Raw genomic sequence first — 16,481 nt, 5'->3', positions numbered from 1 at the left:
AGAGATACAAAACCATTCGCAAACCGTCATCAATGTCTTTCTGCAAATGGTCTGGCAAAGAACCGATACGCTCAGTTAAAAATACTTTTCCTGCGCAGTGTTATGCTGAGCTTGATGTAACGCCAACGCTAAACCAGCACGTTCGCTCAAACCGTGTGGTCTGTATCCCAGCAAATGAGCGGCTTGGTCGCCAAACAAGCAGGCCATGATTGTGGGGTAATCTTGAGTAGAAAGATACGGTGAGATTACTTTGCAGGTGTAAGCAATATCATCTTCATCAAGAGAGGGTTGTCTACAATCTGCCATTGCCATTGCATATCCTTCTTGATTCAACATCTCTTGTAATGTAAGCGCAAATCCATACCGTTGGATATACGCCACACGATGTATGGTAATTAAAGTTTCTTCCCGGACTTTTTCTGCAGATGGAACTTCACTTGTCCATAAAACCACAGCTAACCACCCCCGCTTGAGATAATTTTGCAGTTCAAAGCGGATACTAAATTCACTTGTATAACGATTTGTCCATCCTCCCATTTGATCGTCGGCAACCACCAATCCTAGCTTGAATGCCCTATTGACATCACCAAACTGGTTTAAGACTTTTGAAATCGCAAGAGATGCTACAGCATCGGCATTCATAGCAAGCAAGGTATCAAGCATTGCTGGTATATGAGCTTTGCCCATTGGATTTATTACCACCATTGGCAACAATTCAACATCCGAAGCACCAGCATTGAGCATTGTTTCGAGATAAGTTTGAAAGCGCTCCTGACCTCTTGGAATGCTGTAGAGATCACGCTGAAGTTGCAGTAATGGTACAAATTCAATCTTCATAACACGATTGTAAGAAAAGATTTTAGTTCTTCTTCAAAAGAAATTTCATACAGCTCGGATTGGTCGGTCACGTAGATCAAATTTTAGCTGGTCTTCATCTAAAGTTGTGACGCATAACGGTCAGCATCACCGGGCCGCCGCCAAGTGATGCTCCATTGAAGCCCGACCGGATCGGCGGCTTCAATGCATGCGTTTGTTATGCCATCCCGTGGGATCAGAGATCCTCCTCCAGTGGCGATGAGTCATTCGACATCCTCGATGAGCCATTGGACAGCCTGTTGCTTATTCGAAAAGATCTTCACCGTCCAGCCCCGATTCACCCCAACAGTTTCGTAGAATTCTGCAAGGTGACGTCCTTCATCACCTGACGGCGGGATGAATGCTATCCGTACTCGCCGCTCCCAACCCATTTTCTCATATGTATCGGGCATCCCATAGACATCGACAAGTGACAATTGAAGCTCTGCCCTGGAGAGATCGGTGAAGAACAGACGACAATCTTTTTCGACAGCGAGTTGATGGCTTTCAACTATTTCACGTGCGGCTTCGTCAGCACTAACGAGTCCGAAGAAGATTGTTTCGACGATTGCGAGTTCGGTGTTGTAGGTGACAGTAAATGGCATCCTTTATCTCCAGTGAGACTAGTAGCGATGTATGTACTGCTCCTAATCAGCGCCCTTGTTGGATTGAATCTTCACGCTAGCTCTTTTCTGACAGTTTCGATGTTTCAACGGGCAATCGCTCTCGGAGCCGAGCTATGCTCATTTCTGGTGTATGGAGAGAAATTAGGAAAGGGCGTATCCTGCTGAATTAAGCAAAACCAGACGAGGATACACCATGAGTAGCGACAATCTCTTCATGGTAGGCAATCTCGCATCGAGAGGACTGTGTAGGTCTTGCTCCCGATGGTCTCTTTGCGCGATCCGGTGATTTCCCATTGGCTACCGGGCGCATAAGTGTATTCGATCTTTGTTGCGCTATTGGACAGCGAAGTGAGGTACGGGCACTGTGGCCAGACCACGGCCCCCACAGGCGGTGACATTTCGACGATAATTCCGTTGGAATAATGTTGGGCATCTTGAGCACTGTCAGTGAAGCTCAGAAAGGACTTAAGCGTGAGCATGCTGTCCGGGCTCATAAATCCCTGGAGTGCTTCATCGATCGACATGCCCATCGGTGATCCGACGGGTCCCGCGTTGCCGGGGTACTGTTCGAAGTAGACGGCCATGGCATCCTGTCCCAGGTTCGAGATGGCCACCTGTCCGCTGTAGAGCATGGGCTTTGCCAAGGTGCTCGTTCGTGGCATAGCGTACATCGAACTGCGGGTCAATCGCATCAAGGCGTCCAGATAGGTCTGCATCTGCCGTTTCACGTCTTGATACTGCTCAGCCACTTGCTGCTCGCTGGTAGCTGGCGACATCATCAAGGATGCCATGAAGGTCGGATCCTGAGGTGTGTACGGGGGCCAATTGGACGTCCAGATCCCTTGGATAATGTCATTGTCATCCAGCGGCTGGCCAGCCACCGCTGTGTAGCGATACAAATGAAATATGTCCATGCGAAAGAAGTCGGCGCTGGTCCAGTCGTAGACCGTCAATCCCAAGTCCGACCACGCATGAGAAAATGCAAAGTATTGTGCGGCGATGTCTTCCACGCTGGAATACGGCCGTTCGCCGGGTTGGAGTTGTCCATAGGGAATCAGCTTTTCCGACTTCATTTGTTGCAGGAGCGCAAGGTCGCTTTCCAATATCTCCGGCAGAGGCAGCAACTGACAACCAACATCGTTTCCGTCTCCGGTCACCCTAACGGAACCATCAGTTCCGATCCAGATCAGCGGACCGCCGTCGCCGTCATACCAATAAACCTGATTGTTGATAACCAACTGCCAGTAGTGCGGCCCACCCGGCTGGTGGCCGGTATCGGTGATGTCCAGCATGCCGCGTCCGGTGACATACAAACGAAAACTGGCTCCTTCGGGACCACGGCGAGTTCCCACCACCGGTTTTCCATCACTCATATATGCGTCTGAGGAAACGGCGCCTTCCACGGTGATCTGCTCAATTGTCCACATAAAACACTCCATTACGTCGAGCTTTTAGAGGCACGGCTTACCCACGACAGTGAATGAAACCAGCGGTAACTCTTTGCTGGCTAATGGTTCTGGTCATCGGCTGTCGAGAACTCTGAAAGCTTACAAGTGGCTTCGGTAAATCCGCTGCACCAGGGTTGTTATGCACTAAGTTATTCCTCAAGATCTTGACCAATCATAATTCGATGTCCATCAATAGTTCTTACACCAAATTCTCGCATCCCCCATTTTTCACTCTTGAGAGGTTTAATTATCTCTGCACCCTTTGAGGTAACCATGCCATAGTAATCATCTACATCATCGACAACAAAGTATCCGAAATAGGAATGATCACCAAGCTCACTAGGTCGAATAGCATCAGGACAATGTCCAGCCATTATTCGACAATTATCTCTTGCGAACATTCGCCATCCTTGATCGCCAATCTCGTGAATAGTGAAATCTAATACATTGCGAAAGAATTCAGCAGATTTTTCAAGATCTGGCACCGCCAAGACATAGATAGTTCGTTGGATTTCCATGGCTAATTAAATGAGCTGGAACTTTTTAATAAAGACCCACGGAGTGCATCCCAGTTATGCAAACTCACGAGGATAGAGTGCCGCCATTCCATTGGTGATTAGGATCTGGATAGAATGTTACCCCGCCACCTTCACCGCCGCCACAGCGAACGGCTATTATCCAACCGCCAGGCACTTTTGCTCTCCATGCACCCAATCCCCCTGTTGGCTGGTTTTTGCAATCTAGTTTTTCCCACAGAAAATCTGCCATATTATTGTCCAAACGAAAATCTTAAATTAACGCAGATTGCTGCATAACGTTCCGGCTGAGCGGCTGCAAGCAGCCTTGGCAACACATCCAAGATCTCCCAGCAGTCCGCTCCAGCCGGGTTGTTAGGTGGCGGTTAATTGGGAAGAATGTTCTGCCACAAGTCAGCTGCAATAAACCTCGATAGATGCCCCACATTAGTTGTGGCAATCACCACATCTGAGTCTCCTAGAGTCTTAGCCTGAGCAATCAGAATCATGTCACCGTCAATGGTTTTATCCCCTGCCGTTGGCTGTCCCTGCTGTCGCGCCTGTGCCCATAGTGCAGCTGCTTGCCGCATTGAGGCAGTCGCAATCGGCAAATATTCAAGTCGTTGACACAAGCTATCTAGCCGAGTAAGCCCTTTCTTTTTATTGGCTCGCAATAACTCACGGCGCACTTCATAATCAGCAATTTCTGGAACGATTATGCGGTCACCCAACTTGAGATGAGACTGAAGCCACTGGTTACAAGCAACACCTTGGGAAGAGAGCTTAGGATTGGTAACCAGGCCAATTGGCCCTGTATCCAATACGATTAAACGCTCTACCATGTAACCCCTTTCATTTCGAGGGGGAATAACTTGCGGTCAGAAAGCCGATCCTCATCCAGCACCTGAACCAAATACTCACCTGTCTCCTGTTGCTCTTCAACATCCTCATCGTCAATCCAGGACTGAAGCATATAAACGGCTTCAGCTTGTTGTTGCCTGAGTTGAAGCGAATTCGTCAAAAGCTGTAAGGTCATTGCTTCAACCGATAGACCTTGCTGCTCGGCTTCTTGCAAGAGGTACTGCTCCAGTTCGGGTGGCAAATCTAAGTTTAGAGTCATAGTCCTGGCAAGTTACTTGCTTCTCAATCTTAGCTCCACTCACTTGCAGCGGCGCGTTTAACCCTAGCTGTAGGCTGGAAATCTTGATGCCGATTAATGCCTGAACCGTGAGAAAGACTGCCGTTCCCAATAGGGAAATTTAGCCGCCTAACAACTTATTGGATCGATCCAATCTGCCTATATACCCCCTTCCAGGTGAATAGGCAGATAATCTTCCGTCTAATCACCCTCTGAGGGTAGATAGGCAGCGAACAGTCTGCATAATAGCCTTCTGCAGGGTAGATAGGCAGCAAGGATCCGTATATCTTCCGCATATCTTCCGCTTCGGAGTGTCAGTACATATGTATATTAATGTTGTATTTGATACTTGCATGTTGAGTCGTCATGGAACCCCCTCGCCCTAAAAAGCTGCTAGACCAGGTGCGCGAAGCAATTCGACTGAAGCATTATTCTTACCGGACGGAGCAAACCTACGTACAGTGGATTCGTCGCTACCCCAATGGGGCGCGGCTGAGGATAGGGTTGATCGCCCCATGAATCAAATGACGTGAAACACTAGACCAAGTGCTGTGAACTTCTTTTCGGAACTTTTAGCCGTCTGATGTAGCCATCTACCGAAATTTACGGTGATTTGCTCCTGAGACTGAAGCGTCAGGCCCAAACCAACAAACGTTAGCCCTAAAACTTAAGGGTTGGCTCCAAAAACTTAAGAGTTGGCTCCAAAAACTTAAGCGTTTGCCCTTAACGCTTAAGCATTTGCTCTTAACGCTTAAGCATTTTCGACAAATGCTTATATGTTAGTGTTGAAACTTAAGCACCACTAATCAATCAGTCAAAAATCAGCCAAATCCTTAGGGGGTTTCCCTGGCGGCTGACTCAAAATGGGCAAATGCTTAAGCAATTGGCCAAATACTTGAGTAAGTATAAGTAACATTTAAGCATTAGTCGTAAACACTTAAGTATACTTATAAATCTAAACGTTTTTCGCCAAATCAGAAAGCGATCGTCGCGATCCTATGAGTCTCAGGTCTATCTGTTTACGCTGCGACTGTGGTCATGGCTGCATGGGGAGTGCCCTCGAGGGGCAACCAGCACGCTTGACTCAGTAACGCCTTAGCAGAGATGGCTACAGCGAGATCAATCAAGTTTCAGGCTCACCTGTCAGCAGTCACGGGGATCTCGTCTACGACGCCTAATCTCGGTAACCATTGATCGTCATGCCGATACGGCGATTAGCCGCTCCGGTAACAGGAATGCCATAGTGAACACAACCATCCATTGCTCCCAACCGCTGGCATGTTGGAACTCTTAGCCATCCCCACCGGCCTTGAGCTTAGCAAAGTCGTGCTGAGTCAGGTGCTCGACCTCGCCAAACCCGTCCTGGAAGGCTACGTGCAGGACTTTTTTAGAGACTGCCTAGATAGCGGCGTGGCTCGGCTGCAGGCAGAGACTCTGAAGCGACCCATGGCCGAGGCTGTCGGCTTTTTCCTGCAGCGATTTATCAAGGAACTGCAGTTCAACGAGGTGCCCGACACCAGCATCCGCCACCATTACCAGGCGGTCCTAAAACGATTTGTGCGGGACCCGGCGGTCTGTACCAGTCTCGGCCAAGCCTTTGAGACTGGCCGCAAAAGGATTGATCACACCCAACTGGAGCGTATTTGGATAGAGCGCTACCAGGTAACCGGCTGGCAGTTTCCCGCCGAGGATTTCGACTGGCGCGGAGTCGCTAAGGAATATGTGATTCAGGTGAAAGGCATCGTCAAGGCCGATACCGAGTTGCGGGCCATCCTAGAGGCTGATCTGCTGCAGGAAATTGCTGACAATACGGCCCGACTCTCACCGGGCTTTGATGTGGCTAAGTATCGCCACAGCTTGCAGACCAGCTATGGCTACTTGAAGCTCTACACCCTCGACAGTACCTATCAGGCCGATACCATTCACCTCTGGCGCCTGTTCATTGAACAAACCGTGCGCGCAGCTCTGCCCCCGATTCGCTACGACCTGCCCCTGGACTTGAAGCGTCAACTGCAACAAGACGGCCACCTTGAAGCCGACTTATCTGCCGAAGCGTTAGACCTGTATCGCCGCGAGTATTTTCAGCAACCTGCCCGCAAGGTATTGGCAGCAGTCGCCGACTCTCAGCATGCGGTCATCCTGGGCGATCCGGGTTCCGGCAAGTCCACATTGCTACAGTTTCTGGCTCTGGACTGGGTGGAAGGCAAAACCGAGGTGTTACCGCTGCTGATCGAGCTGCGGGAATATGTCCTAGCCCAGGCTACTAACTTCTTAGACTTTCTCCACTGCGGCAGCGGTGCAGACTGGCAATTTGACCAGCAGCACCTCCATCAGCACTTGCTGGAGAATCCTGCCCTGGTCATGTTCGACGGTCTGGACGAAGTATTCGATCGCCCTACCCAAGCCGCCGTCATCGACGACATCATCCGCTTTGCCCAGCAATATCCCTTAGCGCGGGTTTTGGTCACCTCCCGCATCATCGGCTATAACCCGGAACGCTTCCAGCACGCTGGGTTCCGCCAATTCACGATTCAAGCGCTAGATGAGACGGAAATCCACGAGTTCATCGACCGCTGGTATGACCTCTCAATGGGCAGCGATCCAGACAAGGGGCGGCTGAAACAGAGATTGAAGGATGCCGTTGCCAATTCCAAAGCCATCCAAAACCTGGCCGACAATCCTCTGCTGCTGACCATGATGGCCATCCTGAACCGACGCCAGGAATTGCCCCGCGACAGAGCCGACCTCTATGACCAGGCATCCCGAGTGCTGCTGTATCACTGGGATGTGGATCACAAGCGGTTGAATTTGCCGATGGATGCGATCGCACGGCGGGAAAAACAAGAAATGCTGCGCCTCATCCGCATTGTGACCGATTACCTGCGTGACCAGGGCTTCAGCGACCCCCGCGAAAAGGCCAATGTGCTGATTCAGCAATTGCGGGAACGCAACTTCATCCTCTGCTATCGCGGCGCTGACACCTACGGCTTCATGCACCGACCTTCCTGGAATACTTCTGCGCCGTCGAAATCGTCCACCGCTTCGAAAAACAACGCACCCTCAGCTTCGAAAAACTCCGCGATGAGGTCTTTGGCCAGCACTGGCAAGACGAAACCTGGCACGAAGTCTTAAAACTTATTTACAGAGAGATAGCTCCTAAGTATTCAAGTCGACTACTTGAATGGCTAATGCATAAGGAAATTGACTGGGGTCAGTATCAAATGAAAAAATATGACTTAGATTTCCTTCCGGAGGAAGCTCGTTTTGTTGGCAGAGAAAGATTAGGTCATATATTATTTTTAATTGCGCTCTTTGAATCAATTAAAATCCATGAAATTATCACAAATATTAGCGATATACTACTCAAAATAATTCAAGATGAAGTGGAGTCAGAAATCAAATCCGGTTTTTATCTAAATGAAGACTCTGCTCTAAAATTAATTGATGCAGTTGTTAGAGCATGGGGCAGCACCTCGAAGAAATTGAATTGGCTAAAATCACTGTCACACTCAAATGATTCTTGTATACCTTACTGTGCAATTTTAGTTTTTTCAAAGCACTGGACGAATACCCCAGAAATTCTAGGTTGGCTTAAAGAAATTGCCGTCAACGTTAACTCAAACCCAGTTTCGAGAATCATCTCAATAACAGAAATTGGAAACAAATATAAGGGGACCTCGATTAATCAGTTTTCTTTAGCTAATGGCGTCTCATTTGAGACCGTCAAGGTGACTCAAAGAGAGTCCGAGACATTCCACCGAAAAAAGCTTCCCATTTTGACAAAAAAATAGGGTTGGAAGACCACGTTTAAGTCGATTTCCCGGCTTTAGGTCCGATTATCTTGCCAGTTCAGCCGATGCAGCACGTTGGGTTTCGAGACACACAAACCGCTTCAGGTTATACACCAGATTTTTCAGACCTAGCTGGGTCTGGGCACGGGCTAACCCGATGCTGCGCACCACCTTGCCACCCATGCTGGTGACGACATCTCCGAAGATGTGCTCCACTCTGGCACGGGTTTTGGAGCGCTCTCGATTCGCGGTTTTCTGGGCCTCGCTTAAGGGGCGATTGCGATAGGCCCGTTCATTTATATGCGGCTCAAACCCTATCAATTTCAGCACCTCGACAATCAGCACGGAGAGATACGCACTATCGGCCCAAAGTCCATCGCCGCTATTATCCGCATCGAGCAACTCGCCCAAGACCTGCGAGTCATGGACCGACGCATCGGTGACGCTGTAACGGCGAATGAGCTTAAAGCCGGCATCACTATTGATGTGGTTTTTGTAGCCGTAGTGGGACGTTCCATTTTTCTTCGTCCATCGGGCGTCAACATCTTTTTGCGCGAGCTGATGAGGGGTCTCTTGCCACTCAACGGGAACCTCACCCTGCTTGAGGGTTTGGTTCTCCTCACGGGTGTTGCGTTGTTTGGGAACTGGAATCAAGGTCGCATCCACAATTTGCCCATCCTTGGCGGCATAGCCTGCCCCTTGCAGATAGGCTCCAAACTGCTCGAACAACGCCTCCACCAAGCCGTGCTGCTGCAACTGTTCTCGGAAGAGCCACACCGTCGTTGCATCCGGGACTCTATCCTCAAGCCCCAAACCGAGAAATTGCATGAAGGACAGTCGGTCGTTGACCTGATATTCCAGTTCGTCATCGCTGATGTTGTATAGCTTTTGCAGCACCAGCATCTTGAAGAGTAACAGGACATCGGTGGGGTTACGACCGGCCTGGCTTTTGCGCGGTTTCTCTCGAATCTGCATCAGAATCGGACGAAAGGTCTCCCACGGCACCAGTTGATTCAACCGATTCAGTACCGCCTTCTTTTGCTCCAGTTTTTGCTGGCGCTCTTCGATATCCCAGAATCCCTGCTGTCCCATGGCCTGCGTGCTTCAACAAAACCGACCTTATGATCTCATACTGAGATCGCTCTGGCTATTTTTCGAGGTGCCCATAAGCATTTCCCAGAGATTTATCTATGGATTAGGTCTCTTTTAGAATCTAAGGACTGGCCAGAACGCTTAGGTGCAATTCAAGCCCTGGTGAAAGAATGGAAAGATCGCGAAGATGTTTTACTCGACTTAGAGAAAAGTGTGCTTCAAGATCCAGACTGGCGTGTGAGAAGTATATCAATGGAAATGTTGCTAGATTTTTTAGGTGCATATCCAAGCCGGTTGAAGGTTCTAAACTTATTAGGTGATCGTGCAGTCAATGATCCTAATGAACAACTACGACAATGGGCACAGGAGCAGCTAGAGAAATTAAAAATGCAAAATACCCTGCGGGAAGGGCACAACCCTACAGAATTCAAAATGGAAGGTTAACTATGGTGAGTGAAAAAGGTCGAAAAGTATAAAAACCAAGAAAATCATATGCCAAGAAAGATTCGGGAGCTAAAATCTCAACTCAAGTAAGAAGAATTTGTCTATTTGCCAAAGAGAGGTAAGGGCAGCCATGAGCGGTGGAAGCATCCGCGCTTACCCAAAACACTCACAATTCCTGGCAAAGACGGTGATGATGTTCCACGCTATTTAGAAAAGCAGGTGGCACAACTATTAGCCGAATTAGAAGCTCTTGAGAAGGAGGAAAACTCATGAGTCAATACAGCATGGTTATTCAATGGTCAGACGAAGATCAGCTTTTCTTGGTCACCATTCCCGAATTTGCTGATAGGGGCATCATGCCCTGCACCCCTGGCGAAACCCGTGCAGAGGCCATTCGCCAGGGGGAAGACGTTATCGAGATGTATCTAGAGGCTTGGCAGCAGGAGGGACAGCCCATTCCTAAACCCGATACCCTTCAGGCTGGTTGACTGACAAAAGATTCTGCATTGGGCGCGGAAACCGCGCCCTTACCAGATTTCAGATGCTGTAGGGGGCAGGTTCCCTGACCCTTTGGATAGTCTGGGCTCTAGCTCTGCGTTTTCTAGCACTGATTCATCAAAGTCCCACTGATTACGTCGAAATCTCTCGTCAACTTTATCAGGACCAATCTTTAGATGAGATTTTCTCAAGGGCAACAGAACATTGGAGAGATTAATAACTACGAGGCTCAGCATGTTCCTGAGCTAGATGAAGTTGCTTAATGTTTGCTTGATTATTTGAGGATTGCACTGAGGGCGACTTATGAGCCGATACAGCTAGCACAATCCCTCACCAACTCTCTCAGCTGAGAGCTGTCTGAGAATACCCACTGGCATTTCCTGAGAATTCAGCAAATTAACTCTCAACTGGGCATCATGGCCCGATCAGGTGGGTTGGCAAAGATGGGCTCAGATGATTGACAGCAGGAGCCCCCCTATGTCCAGAACCCATTTGGTTGCTTACGGCTTGATTGCTGGTGTGACTCCGGTGTTGGTCTTGGTCAATAGTCTGTTGGGTCCAGCAAGGATGTCGTCGATGTCGGTGCAGCGGTTTCGATCGATGGCGACATCTGGGCAACGGCTGATTCAGGACCCGGTTGACCGCTTAGGGGTTGCCTACACCGTGATGTCGAGGGCATCGACTTCCTATCCCCAGGCTCGCATCGTTACCGAGAAGGGACAGCTATTTCTAGAGCTCTATCAGCCCTTTACCATGCCGAGCCAAACCCCGAGCCTGATGCTGATTTTAGATAGGGCTGCGGTCCCAAGGGGCGAGCACCCTCCCTTAGATGACTCTGTTGTCCTGGGAGAGTTGCATGCCTCAGCGGGGATGCAGCGATACCCAATCCCTGAGTCGGTGGAGATTCGTCAGTACCTGTCGGTGATGATCTGGTGCCCTGATTTAGATGCAATCATGGGCTATGCGCCCTTGACCTTTGCGGTGTAGTTTGTATGCGGTGTAATTTGTATGCGGTGTAATTTGCGATCGCATCATGCCAAGAATGCCTGAATTGCATGACCCTATGCTCGAGCTCAGGGTTGCACCCCCACTCCCATTGGCATCACCCTCTCGGAAAGAAATCGTCGTGTCTTGAGTTTGTATTGGGTAAGCGAGCTCAGAGGTTGAAGCACTGCCCTCGCCACTGCCTAGCATGGATCCCTACCGGGCCATCCCATGAATCACTGCCCATGCTCGCCTATGATAGGAGCAACCCATAACATTACGAATACCTAGCAACCACTATGTTCTGGAGTCGCCTGCGGCAAGCCATCTATGCCGCCCTGACGATCATCGGCTTCGTCTGGACAAACTATTACCTGGTGCAGTTCATCATCGCCACCACCGGTGACTTTTCCCTGGCCAACTTAGGGCAATTTGATATGGCCGTCTTCAGCCAGCAGGCCTTTGCCAATGCTGCGTCCAGCTTCGTCGGCATTGATGTGTTGATGGGCTTATTGGCCAGCATCACCCTGATCGTGGCGGAGGGCCGGCGGCTGCAGATGAAGGTTTGGGGCCTTTATATCGTGCTGATGTTTGCCATTTCCTTTGCCGTCGGCCTCTGTCTGTTTCTGTTCATGCGCGAGCGCACCCTGGCCCAGCAGCAAGCCGCTGCCTAACCATGGCCAATCCCCTGCTGCAGGATGGGCTGGCTACTCTGGTGACCTTTGTCCTGGCCCTGAGTTGGCTGAAGCTGATGGATGGCTTGGCGTATCGGGGCCTGCTCCAGCAGACCCTGAGCCGCAAGCTGATTCACATCGGCACCGGCCCCTTGTTCATCCTCTGCTGGCCCCTCTTTAGTGATCAGGGGGGGGCGCGCTATTGGGCTGCCTTGGTGCCGTTGACTTTTACGGCTAAGTTTCTGGCCATTGGCCTGGGCTGGCTGGTCGATGCGGCGGCGGTGCAGTCCATGACCCGCAATAATCAGCCGCAGGAAATTCTGCGGGGGCCGCTCTATTACGGCGTCGTCATGGTGATCTGTACGGTGCTGTTCTGGCGGCAGTCGCCCCTGGGCATCTTGGCCCTGATGATGATGTGCGGTGGCGATGGCTTGGCCGATATCGTCGGCAGGCGCTGGGGCCGCCATAAACTCCCCTTTAGCCCCGAGAAGAGTTGGGCCGGTTCTACGGCTATGTTTGTCGCCAGCGTTCTATTTGGCTGGGGCGCACTGCAGCTGTTTAGTGCCCTGGGCTATGGACAACTGGGGGGAGGGCCAGGACAAGTTGCGATCGCACCGCTCCTGTTGATTGCCGCCGTCGCCACCCTGGTAGAGGCTCTGCCCTTCAAAGACATCGATAACCTCACCCTGCCGCTGACAGTCCTAGTGCTGGGGCAGATGGTGTTGCCAGGTTAGCCAGGATCTACGAAAATCCCCCAGCCACTACGGCTGAGGGATATAGGGGTGTGATGGTTGAGTCTAAGAGAGCGTATCGGCCAATTTAGCGACTATAGCGAACGCCGCGATAGGTGAGAGCATTGGCAGCCTGGCGCCGAGCCACTTGCGCTTGCTTCATCTTGTAAGACCGGCCCAGGAAAGTACCGGTTTGCTCGGTCTCGAGAGCATCGATGCCAGCGATGGGAGCTTGATAAGCGGTGCCGCGATAGGTGAATTGCATGGGTCAAAAACTCCGGTAAGGGGGGACTTTTTTTCGGACAAGTTAATAGTCCCGCACTCGCCCCGGTGGGGGGGTGACCAGGGTCCTCATCGGCGTGTGATATTTCAGCAGGGCGGTGGTGCTGCAGGTAGCGACAAGCGGTGATCTGAGCGTAGCCTGCCAGTGACTTAGATTACACCTGCGGTTCTATGATGCCGATTGCGCCGAGAAGACTGCCTGGTAGGTCCTGTATGCCTCATCGCCGAAGCAAATGAAGTGAACCGCCTCCGGCATGGTGTGCTTCTCTAGGTAGGCCCGCACCGTTGCGATCGCAATGTCGGTCGCCCGCTCCAGCGGAAACCCATAGACACCGGCACTAATGGCGGGAAAGGCAATGGTGCCTATGGCATGCTCCCTGGCTAAAGCCAGGCTGTTGCGGTAGCAATTGGCCAACGAGTCATCTTCCTGGTGCTGACCGCCACGCCACACTGGCCCGACGGTATGGATTACCCACTGGGCGGGCAGGTGATAGCCTTGGGTGATTTTGGCCTGCCCGGTGGGGCATCCTCCCAGGGTGCGGCACTCGGCTAGGAGTTCGGGGCCAGCGGCTCGGTGAATGGCCCCATCGACACCGCCACCGCCCAGTAGGGATTCATTGGCGGCATTGACGATGGCATCGACTGCCTGGTGGGTGATATCGCCTTGAATGATTTGGATGCGGTGGGGCCAGGGAGGAGGCATAGGGGAAAGGAGCTAACCATCAATTTGGATTGTGGATCCTGTCGTCGCTCAGGTCACCATCTGTAACTTACAGGCCGGCCGCTACGACGACAGCCTCTGCAGAAACACCACGCCAATTCAGTCCCAGATCTTTCCCGCCCTAACCTTGACGGCTGCTCAGGTGTTATCGGCCAGGCTTAGGCTTGAGTAGGCGATTTCTGTCACCACCTACTGCAGCTGATTATCCTCGTGCCTATAGGTGAAGCGACCTAGGAGTATGGCAGAGATGCGATCCTCCTGGGTTATCCTCTAAAATTCAGCATATTGCGGTGGGCTGGCCCCGATGCGTTCGGTAATTCGAGGATAGCTAACCTGCGGCTGAGGGGCCTGAATCGCCATCACCTGCACCTGATGCCACCAATCGTCGCCAAAATCAAACCAATAGCCAAACGGTTCATCGATGGTTAAATTCAAGCTGCCAATTGGGGTGCGGGCCACATCGCTGGCGGGTCGACTGCCAAAACCATCCTGGGAGGCTGAGGCTAACCCATAGCGGTCAGCATCTGGATCATTGGGCCCGGTTCCTTTCAACTGAAACTCATACAGGTGCTCCTCTTCGCGGTCAAAGGCCGCAAAGATCGCATCATGGAGCTCCGCTAGGGTCTGATCGCCTCGGATTTCGATCCTGCGAATCACCTGAGGATTTTCCTCAATAAATTCATCGGTGACGGGACCGTCGATCAAAATTACATCCAACACATACACGGCCTGTAGGGCCTCCTCAGTAGTCGGCGGGTGAGTTTCTGCTGAAGAAGTCGTTGCAGATTTGGAGTTGGTGCGTTTGCCAGCAGGCGGAGCAGATGGTGCTTGCAGGAGTTCTGCGATCGCCTCGCTCTCGTCTTTATGCCCGGGGATGTAGGGAATTAACCCTTTACGAAAGGCTTCTACCTGGGCCCCTAGGGGGGCTTTGCGGATGTCCACGATCATTCCATTCACCGACAGCATCCAGATCAAGGGATTATCCTCGACGCGACTGGGCAAACACCAATCGGGGTCAAACTGCCGCATGTTCAGTGTATCCCGCACCAGCTTTGACTTCCCTTGCCCGGTACTGGCTGCGATCCCAAACCACTGGTAGAGGTCACTGGCACTGACGTGGGGAGTTTGAGACCGATCGAAGAGAAAGTTGACCATGCCAATGGCGTGGGTGATGCCACCGGCCCAGGTCTTGGCCTGTCCCTTTTGCAGGGGAGAAGGTCGCTTACGGCAGAGGGCGGCAGTGGCCTGACGAATGAGTTCGGCATATTCCTGGTTCAGATGTTGCCGAGCAAATTCATCGGTGAGTTCAACGATACGGTTGAACTTACTGGCCATTGCCTTGGGAACGGTTTCAGACTTTTTGGAGTTAGCCATGGCGCTGGGGATACGAGCAGTCCAGTGTGCTGACAGTCCGGAGGCGTAGCGTTCTCTGTAGGTTGATGTTTACGAACATTTTGCCATACGTAGCAAAGACAGACGATGACTCAAAGAGCCCATAGATACCCCAGGTCACCCCGCTTCCTAGACTGGGCCATTGAACCATCAGCCATGGCCAAGCCACGGGCCAACGCTAGCCTGAGAGTATTCCATCTAAAAAATATCCTGATCTAGGCCATTGAACTCCGCCTATCTGGCCGGTTCAGCCAGCCCTTAGATGAGCATTTAGCTGCAACACTCTTAGAATGGTGCTCAGGTCGCTCAAGATGCCGAACCGGAGCAGTCATGGCCAGCGTTATTCCCGCCAGTCAAGTGTCTATCGCTGACCTCGAAAGGCGCTATGGCCTGAGGGAAGCACCTGACGCGAACTTCTTTGTCGAGTGGCACACTGGGCTAGGAGACCTTACAGAGCTGGAAAAGCAGTATCTTGATCGGGTTAAAGGTCATTTCACCCGCCTGCTTAAAAGCCCGCCTCTGCTGGAAAACAGTGTCAAGATGGTGGTGCTGTCGCCCCTATTAGACATGGCGGGTTTCTATGATGACCCGTTTCACATTCGCTCAGAGGTCAGCGTTGATGTGACCGCTGAGGATGAGAACGAAGTCATTCGCGGCAAGATCGATGTCTTGGTGTTGAAAGAACGACTCTGGATTCTGGCCCTAGAAGCAAAGCGCAGTGATTTTGACGTAACGGTGGCAACGGGGCAGGCGTTGGCCTACATGCTAGACAATCCTGAGCCGGATCGAGCCAGCTTTGCCATGATCAGCAATGGTCAGAATGTATTATTTCTAAAACTGACGCAGACCCCTCAACCTCAATACAGCAATTCCCGCCTGTTCTCGCTTTGGAATCCGGGAAACGATCTCTATCAGGTGCTGCAAATCATGAAGACCCTAGGCCGGGTGGTAATGGCAGCTCCCTAGGTCGCCAACGGTAGCGTTTCAGATCAACTTTGCCCTGGGCGGTAAATGCAACGCCCTCCGCTGCCAACAGGCTACGCTGCCGATGGTCGGAGCCATGGCGTCGCTGGGAGTGGGAAATTTCTCCCTTGGCGTTGATCACTCGCTGCCAGGGTACATCGCTGGTTTCCATATCCACCCGGTAAAGGGCGTAGCCCACCAGACGGGGCTGACCGATGAGTCCTGCCAGCTCAGCCACTTGACCATAGGTAGCCACTTGCCCTGGTGGGATCTGGCGAACAACGTGGTAGATGCGATCGTAGGTGCGAGACATGGGTGAGTAGGCAA

At 51.4% G+C, this 16,481-nt stretch carries 22 protein-coding genes; 11 read left to right on the top strand and 11 right to left on the bottom strand.

Annotated elements, in window-relative coordinates; all coding sequences use genetic code 11:
- Positions 1 to 75 precede the first annotated feature (75 nt).
- From XM38_RS10630 to XM38_RS10600, 6 genes are all read right to left on the bottom strand, one after another.
- Positions 76 to 837 carry a hypothetical protein gene (locus tag XM38_RS10630; RefSeq protein WP_080813334.1) on the bottom strand — a complete coding sequence of 254 codons (762 nt, stop codon included), beginning with the start codon at positions 835 to 837 and terminating at the stop codon, positions 76 to 78.
- 242 nt (positions 838 to 1,079) lie between these two features.
- The gene (locus tag XM38_RS10625; protein WP_080813337.1) at positions 1,080 to 1,460 is read right to left on the bottom strand and encodes a hypothetical protein; all 381 of its coding nucleotides are present in this window, start codon (positions 1,458 to 1,460) and stop codon (positions 1,080 to 1,082) included.
- 233 nt (positions 1,461 to 1,693) lie between these two features.
- Positions 1,694 to 2,908 carry a hypothetical protein gene (locus XM38_RS10620; protein ID WP_080810685.1) on the bottom strand — a complete coding sequence of 405 codons (1,215 nt, stop codon included), beginning with the start codon at positions 2,906 to 2,908 and terminating at the stop codon, positions 1,694 to 1,696.
- A gap of 170 nt (positions 2,909 to 3,078) precedes the next feature.
- Positions 3,079 to 3,447 (bottom strand): VOC family protein, encoded by a 369-nt coding sequence (locus XM38_RS10615; RefSeq protein WP_080810684.1) that lies wholly within the window; start codon positions 3,445 to 3,447, stop codon positions 3,079 to 3,081.
- Positions 3,448 to 3,830: 383 nt separating this feature from the next.
- Positions 3,831 to 4,286, bottom strand: a complete 456-nt coding sequence (locus XM38_RS10605) for a PIN domain-containing protein (protein WP_187329364.1) — start codon at positions 4,284 to 4,286, stop codon at positions 3,831 to 3,833.
- On the bottom strand, positions 4,280 to 4,564 hold the full coding sequence (locus tag XM38_RS10600) for a hypothetical protein (RefSeq protein WP_080810681.1): 285 nt from the start codon (positions 4,562 to 4,564) through the stop codon (positions 4,280 to 4,282). Before XM38_RS10600 ends, XM38_RS10605 begins: the two co-directional genes overlap by 7 nt.
- Before the next feature lie 384 nt (positions 4,565 to 4,948).
- On the opposite strand from XM38_RS10600, the gene XM38_RS10595 reads away from it, so the two are divergent.
- The 3 genes from XM38_RS10595 (at position 4,949) to XM38_RS26955 (ending at position 8,373) form a co-directional block, all read left to right on the top strand.
- Positions 4,949 to 5,101: a phage integrase N-terminal SAM-like domain-containing protein gene (locus XM38_RS10595; RefSeq protein WP_080810679.1), complete on the top strand. Its 153-nt coding sequence runs from the start codon at positions 4,949 to 4,951 to the stop codon at positions 5,099 to 5,101.
- Between the two features lie 759 nt (positions 5,102 to 5,860).
- Positions 5,861 to 7,714: an NACHT domain-containing protein gene (locus XM38_RS10590; RefSeq protein ID WP_225889288.1), complete on the top strand. Its 1,854-nt coding sequence runs from the start codon at positions 5,861 to 5,863 to the stop codon at positions 7,712 to 7,714.
- Between the two features lie 56 nt (positions 7,715 to 7,770).
- The gene (locus XM38_RS26955; RefSeq protein WP_225889287.1) at positions 7,771 to 8,373 is read left to right on the top strand and encodes a hypothetical protein; all 603 of its coding nucleotides are present in this window, start codon (positions 7,771 to 7,773) and stop codon (positions 8,371 to 8,373) included.
- A gap of 45 nt (positions 8,374 to 8,418) precedes the next feature.
- On the opposite strand, the gene XM38_RS10585 is transcribed toward XM38_RS26955, so the two are convergent.
- Positions 8,419 to 9,465 (bottom strand): IS5 family transposase, encoded by a 1,047-nt coding sequence (locus XM38_RS10585; protein WP_080806623.1) that lies wholly within the window; start codon positions 9,463 to 9,465, stop codon positions 8,419 to 8,421.
- 45 nt (positions 9,466 to 9,510) lie between these two features.
- On the opposite strand from XM38_RS10585, the gene XM38_RS10580 reads away from it, so the two are divergent.
- From XM38_RS10580 to XM38_RS10555, 6 genes are all read left to right on the top strand, one after another.
- Positions 9,511 to 9,909, top strand: coding sequence for a HEAT repeat domain-containing protein (locus tag XM38_RS10580; protein ID WP_306441581.1), 399 nt, complete (start codon positions 9,511 to 9,513; stop codon positions 9,907 to 9,909).
- Between the two features lie 105 nt (positions 9,910 to 10,014).
- Complete coding sequence (locus tag XM38_RS28900) at positions 10,015 to 10,182, top strand: type II toxin-antitoxin system HicA family toxin (RefSeq protein WP_225889286.1); 168 nt, start codon at positions 10,015 to 10,017, stop codon at positions 10,180 to 10,182.
- Positions 10,179 to 10,397 (top strand): type II toxin-antitoxin system HicB family antitoxin, encoded by a 219-nt coding sequence (locus tag XM38_RS10570; RefSeq protein ID WP_080810676.1) that lies wholly within the window; start codon positions 10,179 to 10,181, stop codon positions 10,395 to 10,397. The genes XM38_RS28900 and XM38_RS10570 overlap by 4 nt, the downstream gene beginning before the upstream one ends.
- Positions 10,398 to 10,884: 487 nt before the next feature.
- A complete protein-coding gene (locus tag XM38_RS10565) occupies positions 10,885 to 11,394 on the top strand; it encodes a DM13 domain-containing protein (RefSeq protein WP_187329363.1) in 510 nt (169 codons plus the stop codon).
- 296 nt (positions 11,395 to 11,690) lie between these two features.
- Complete coding sequence (locus XM38_RS10560; protein ID WP_080810672.1) at positions 11,691 to 12,065, top strand: DUF2834 domain-containing protein; 375 nt, start codon at positions 11,691 to 11,693, stop codon at positions 12,063 to 12,065.
- Positions 12,066 to 12,067: 2 nt separating this feature from the next.
- On the top strand, positions 12,068 to 12,799 hold the full coding sequence (locus tag XM38_RS10555; RefSeq protein WP_080810670.1) for a diacylglycerol/polyprenol kinase family protein: 732 nt from the start codon (positions 12,068 to 12,070) through the stop codon (positions 12,797 to 12,799).
- 85 nt (positions 12,800 to 12,884) lie between these two features.
- Here XM38_RS10555 and XM38_RS10550 read toward each other — a convergent pair whose 3' ends face one another.
- Positions 12,885 to 13,061, bottom strand: coding sequence for a DUF4278 domain-containing protein (locus XM38_RS10550; protein WP_080810668.1), 177 nt, complete (start codon positions 13,059 to 13,061; stop codon positions 12,885 to 12,887).
- Between the two features lie 186 nt (positions 13,062 to 13,247).
- Positions 13,248 to 13,781 carry an O-acetyl-ADP-ribose deacetylase gene (locus XM38_RS10545; RefSeq protein ID WP_088429788.1) on the bottom strand — a complete coding sequence of 178 codons (534 nt, stop codon included), beginning with the start codon at positions 13,779 to 13,781 and terminating at the stop codon, positions 13,248 to 13,250.
- Positions 13,782 to 13,812: 31 nt separating this feature from the next.
- On the opposite strand from XM38_RS10545, the gene XM38_RS25925 reads away from it, so the two are divergent.
- Positions 13,813 to 13,971, top strand: coding sequence for a hypothetical protein (locus XM38_RS25925; protein WP_187329362.1), 159 nt, complete (start codon positions 13,813 to 13,815; stop codon positions 13,969 to 13,971).
- A gap of 98 nt (positions 13,972 to 14,069) precedes the next feature.
- On the opposite strand, the gene XM38_RS10540 is transcribed toward XM38_RS25925, so the two are convergent.
- The gene (locus XM38_RS10540) at positions 14,070 to 15,173 is read right to left on the bottom strand and encodes a plasmid pRiA4b ORF-3 family protein (protein ID WP_202978871.1); all 1,104 of its coding nucleotides are present in this window, start codon (positions 15,171 to 15,173) and stop codon (positions 14,070 to 14,072) included.
- Positions 15,174 to 15,521: 348 nt separating this feature from the next.
- On the opposite strand from XM38_RS10540, the gene XM38_RS10535 reads away from it, so the two are divergent.
- Positions 15,522 to 16,157 (top strand): restriction endonuclease subunit R, encoded by a 636-nt coding sequence (locus tag XM38_RS10535; protein WP_080810661.1) that lies wholly within the window; start codon positions 15,522 to 15,524, stop codon positions 16,155 to 16,157.
- Here XM38_RS10535 and XM38_RS10530 read toward each other — a convergent pair.
- Entirely contained in the window at positions 16,117 to 16,467 is a 351-nt protein-coding gene (locus XM38_RS10530; RefSeq protein ID WP_080810659.1) for an MGMT family protein, read from the bottom strand. The genes XM38_RS10535 and XM38_RS10530 overlap by 41 nt on opposite strands.
- Between the last annotated feature and the right edge of the window lie 14 nt (positions 16,468 to 16,481).

Origin of the sequence: Halomicronema hongdechloris C2206 (assembly GCF_002075285.3) — a bacterium.
Lineage (GTDB): Bacteria > Cyanobacteriota > Cyanobacteriia > Phormidesmidales > Phormidesmidaceae > Halomicronema_B > Halomicronema_B hongdechloris.
This window is presented reverse-complemented; position numbering and strand designations above follow the sequence as displayed.

Excerpts from the sequence above, each read along its gene's own strand:
- XM38_RS10555 (WP_080810670.1), top strand. The coding sequence starts at position 12,068 with ATGGCCAATCCCCTGCTGCAGGATGGGCTGGCTACTCTGGTGACCTTT.
- XM38_RS10630 (WP_080813334.1), bottom strand. The coding sequence starts at position 837 with ATGAAGATTGAATTTGTACCATTACTGCAACTTCAGCGTGATCTCTAC.
- XM38_RS10620 (WP_080810685.1), bottom strand. The coding sequence starts at position 2,908 with ATGTGGACAATTGAGCAGATCACCGTGGAAGGCGCCGTTTCCTCAGAC.
- XM38_RS10615 (WP_080810684.1), bottom strand. The coding sequence starts at position 3,447 with ATGGAAATCCAACGAACTATCTATGTCTTGGCGGTGCCAGATCTTGAA.
- XM38_RS26955 (WP_225889287.1), top strand. The coding sequence starts at position 7,771 with ATGCATAAGGAAATTGACTGGGGTCAGTATCAAATGAAAAAATATGAC.
- XM38_RS10590 (WP_225889288.1), top strand. The coding sequence starts at position 5,861 with ATGTTGGAACTCTTAGCCATCCCCACCGGCCTTGAGCTTAGCAAAGTC.
- XM38_RS10585 (WP_080806623.1), bottom strand. The coding sequence starts at position 9,465 with ATGGGACAGCAGGGATTCTGGGATATCGAAGAGCGCCAGCAAAAACTG.
- XM38_RS10560 (WP_080810672.1), top strand. The coding sequence starts at position 11,691 with ATGTTCTGGAGTCGCCTGCGGCAAGCCATCTATGCCGCCCTGACGATC.
- XM38_RS10535 (WP_080810661.1), top strand. The coding sequence starts at position 15,522 with ATGGCCAGCGTTATTCCCGCCAGTCAAGTGTCTATCGCTGACCTCGAA.
- XM38_RS10595 (WP_080810679.1), top strand. The coding sequence starts at position 4,949 with ATGGAACCCCCTCGCCCTAAAAAGCTGCTAGACCAGGTGCGCGAAGCA.
- XM38_RS10565 (WP_187329363.1), top strand. The coding sequence starts at position 10,885 with ATGTCCAGAACCCATTTGGTTGCTTACGGCTTGATTGCTGGTGTGACT.
- XM38_RS10625 (WP_080813337.1), bottom strand. The coding sequence starts at position 1,460 with ATGCCATTTACTGTCACCTACAACACCGAACTCGCAATCGTCGAAACA.
- XM38_RS10550 (WP_080810668.1), bottom strand. The coding sequence starts at position 13,061 with ATGCAATTCACCTATCGCGGCACCGCTTATCAAGCTCCCATCGCTGGC.
- XM38_RS10570 (WP_080810676.1), top strand. The coding sequence starts at position 10,179 with ATGAGTCAATACAGCATGGTTATTCAATGGTCAGACGAAGATCAGCTT.
- XM38_RS10530 (WP_080810659.1), bottom strand. The coding sequence starts at position 16,467 with ATGTCTCGCACCTACGATCGCATCTACCACGTTGTTCGCCAGATCCCA.
- XM38_RS10545 (WP_088429788.1), bottom strand. The coding sequence starts at position 13,781 with ATGCCTCCTCCCTGGCCCCACCGCATCCAAATCATTCAAGGCGATATC.
- XM38_RS10605 (WP_187329364.1), bottom strand. The coding sequence starts at position 4,286 with ATGGTAGAGCGTTTAATCGTATTGGATACAGGGCCAATTGGCCTGGTT.
- XM38_RS10540 (WP_202978871.1), bottom strand. The coding sequence starts at position 15,173 with ATGGCTAACTCCAAAAAGTCTGAAACCGTTCCCAAGGCAATGGCCAGT.
- XM38_RS10600 (WP_080810681.1), bottom strand. The coding sequence starts at position 4,564 with ATGACTCTAAACTTAGATTTGCCACCCGAACTGGAGCAGTACCTCTTG.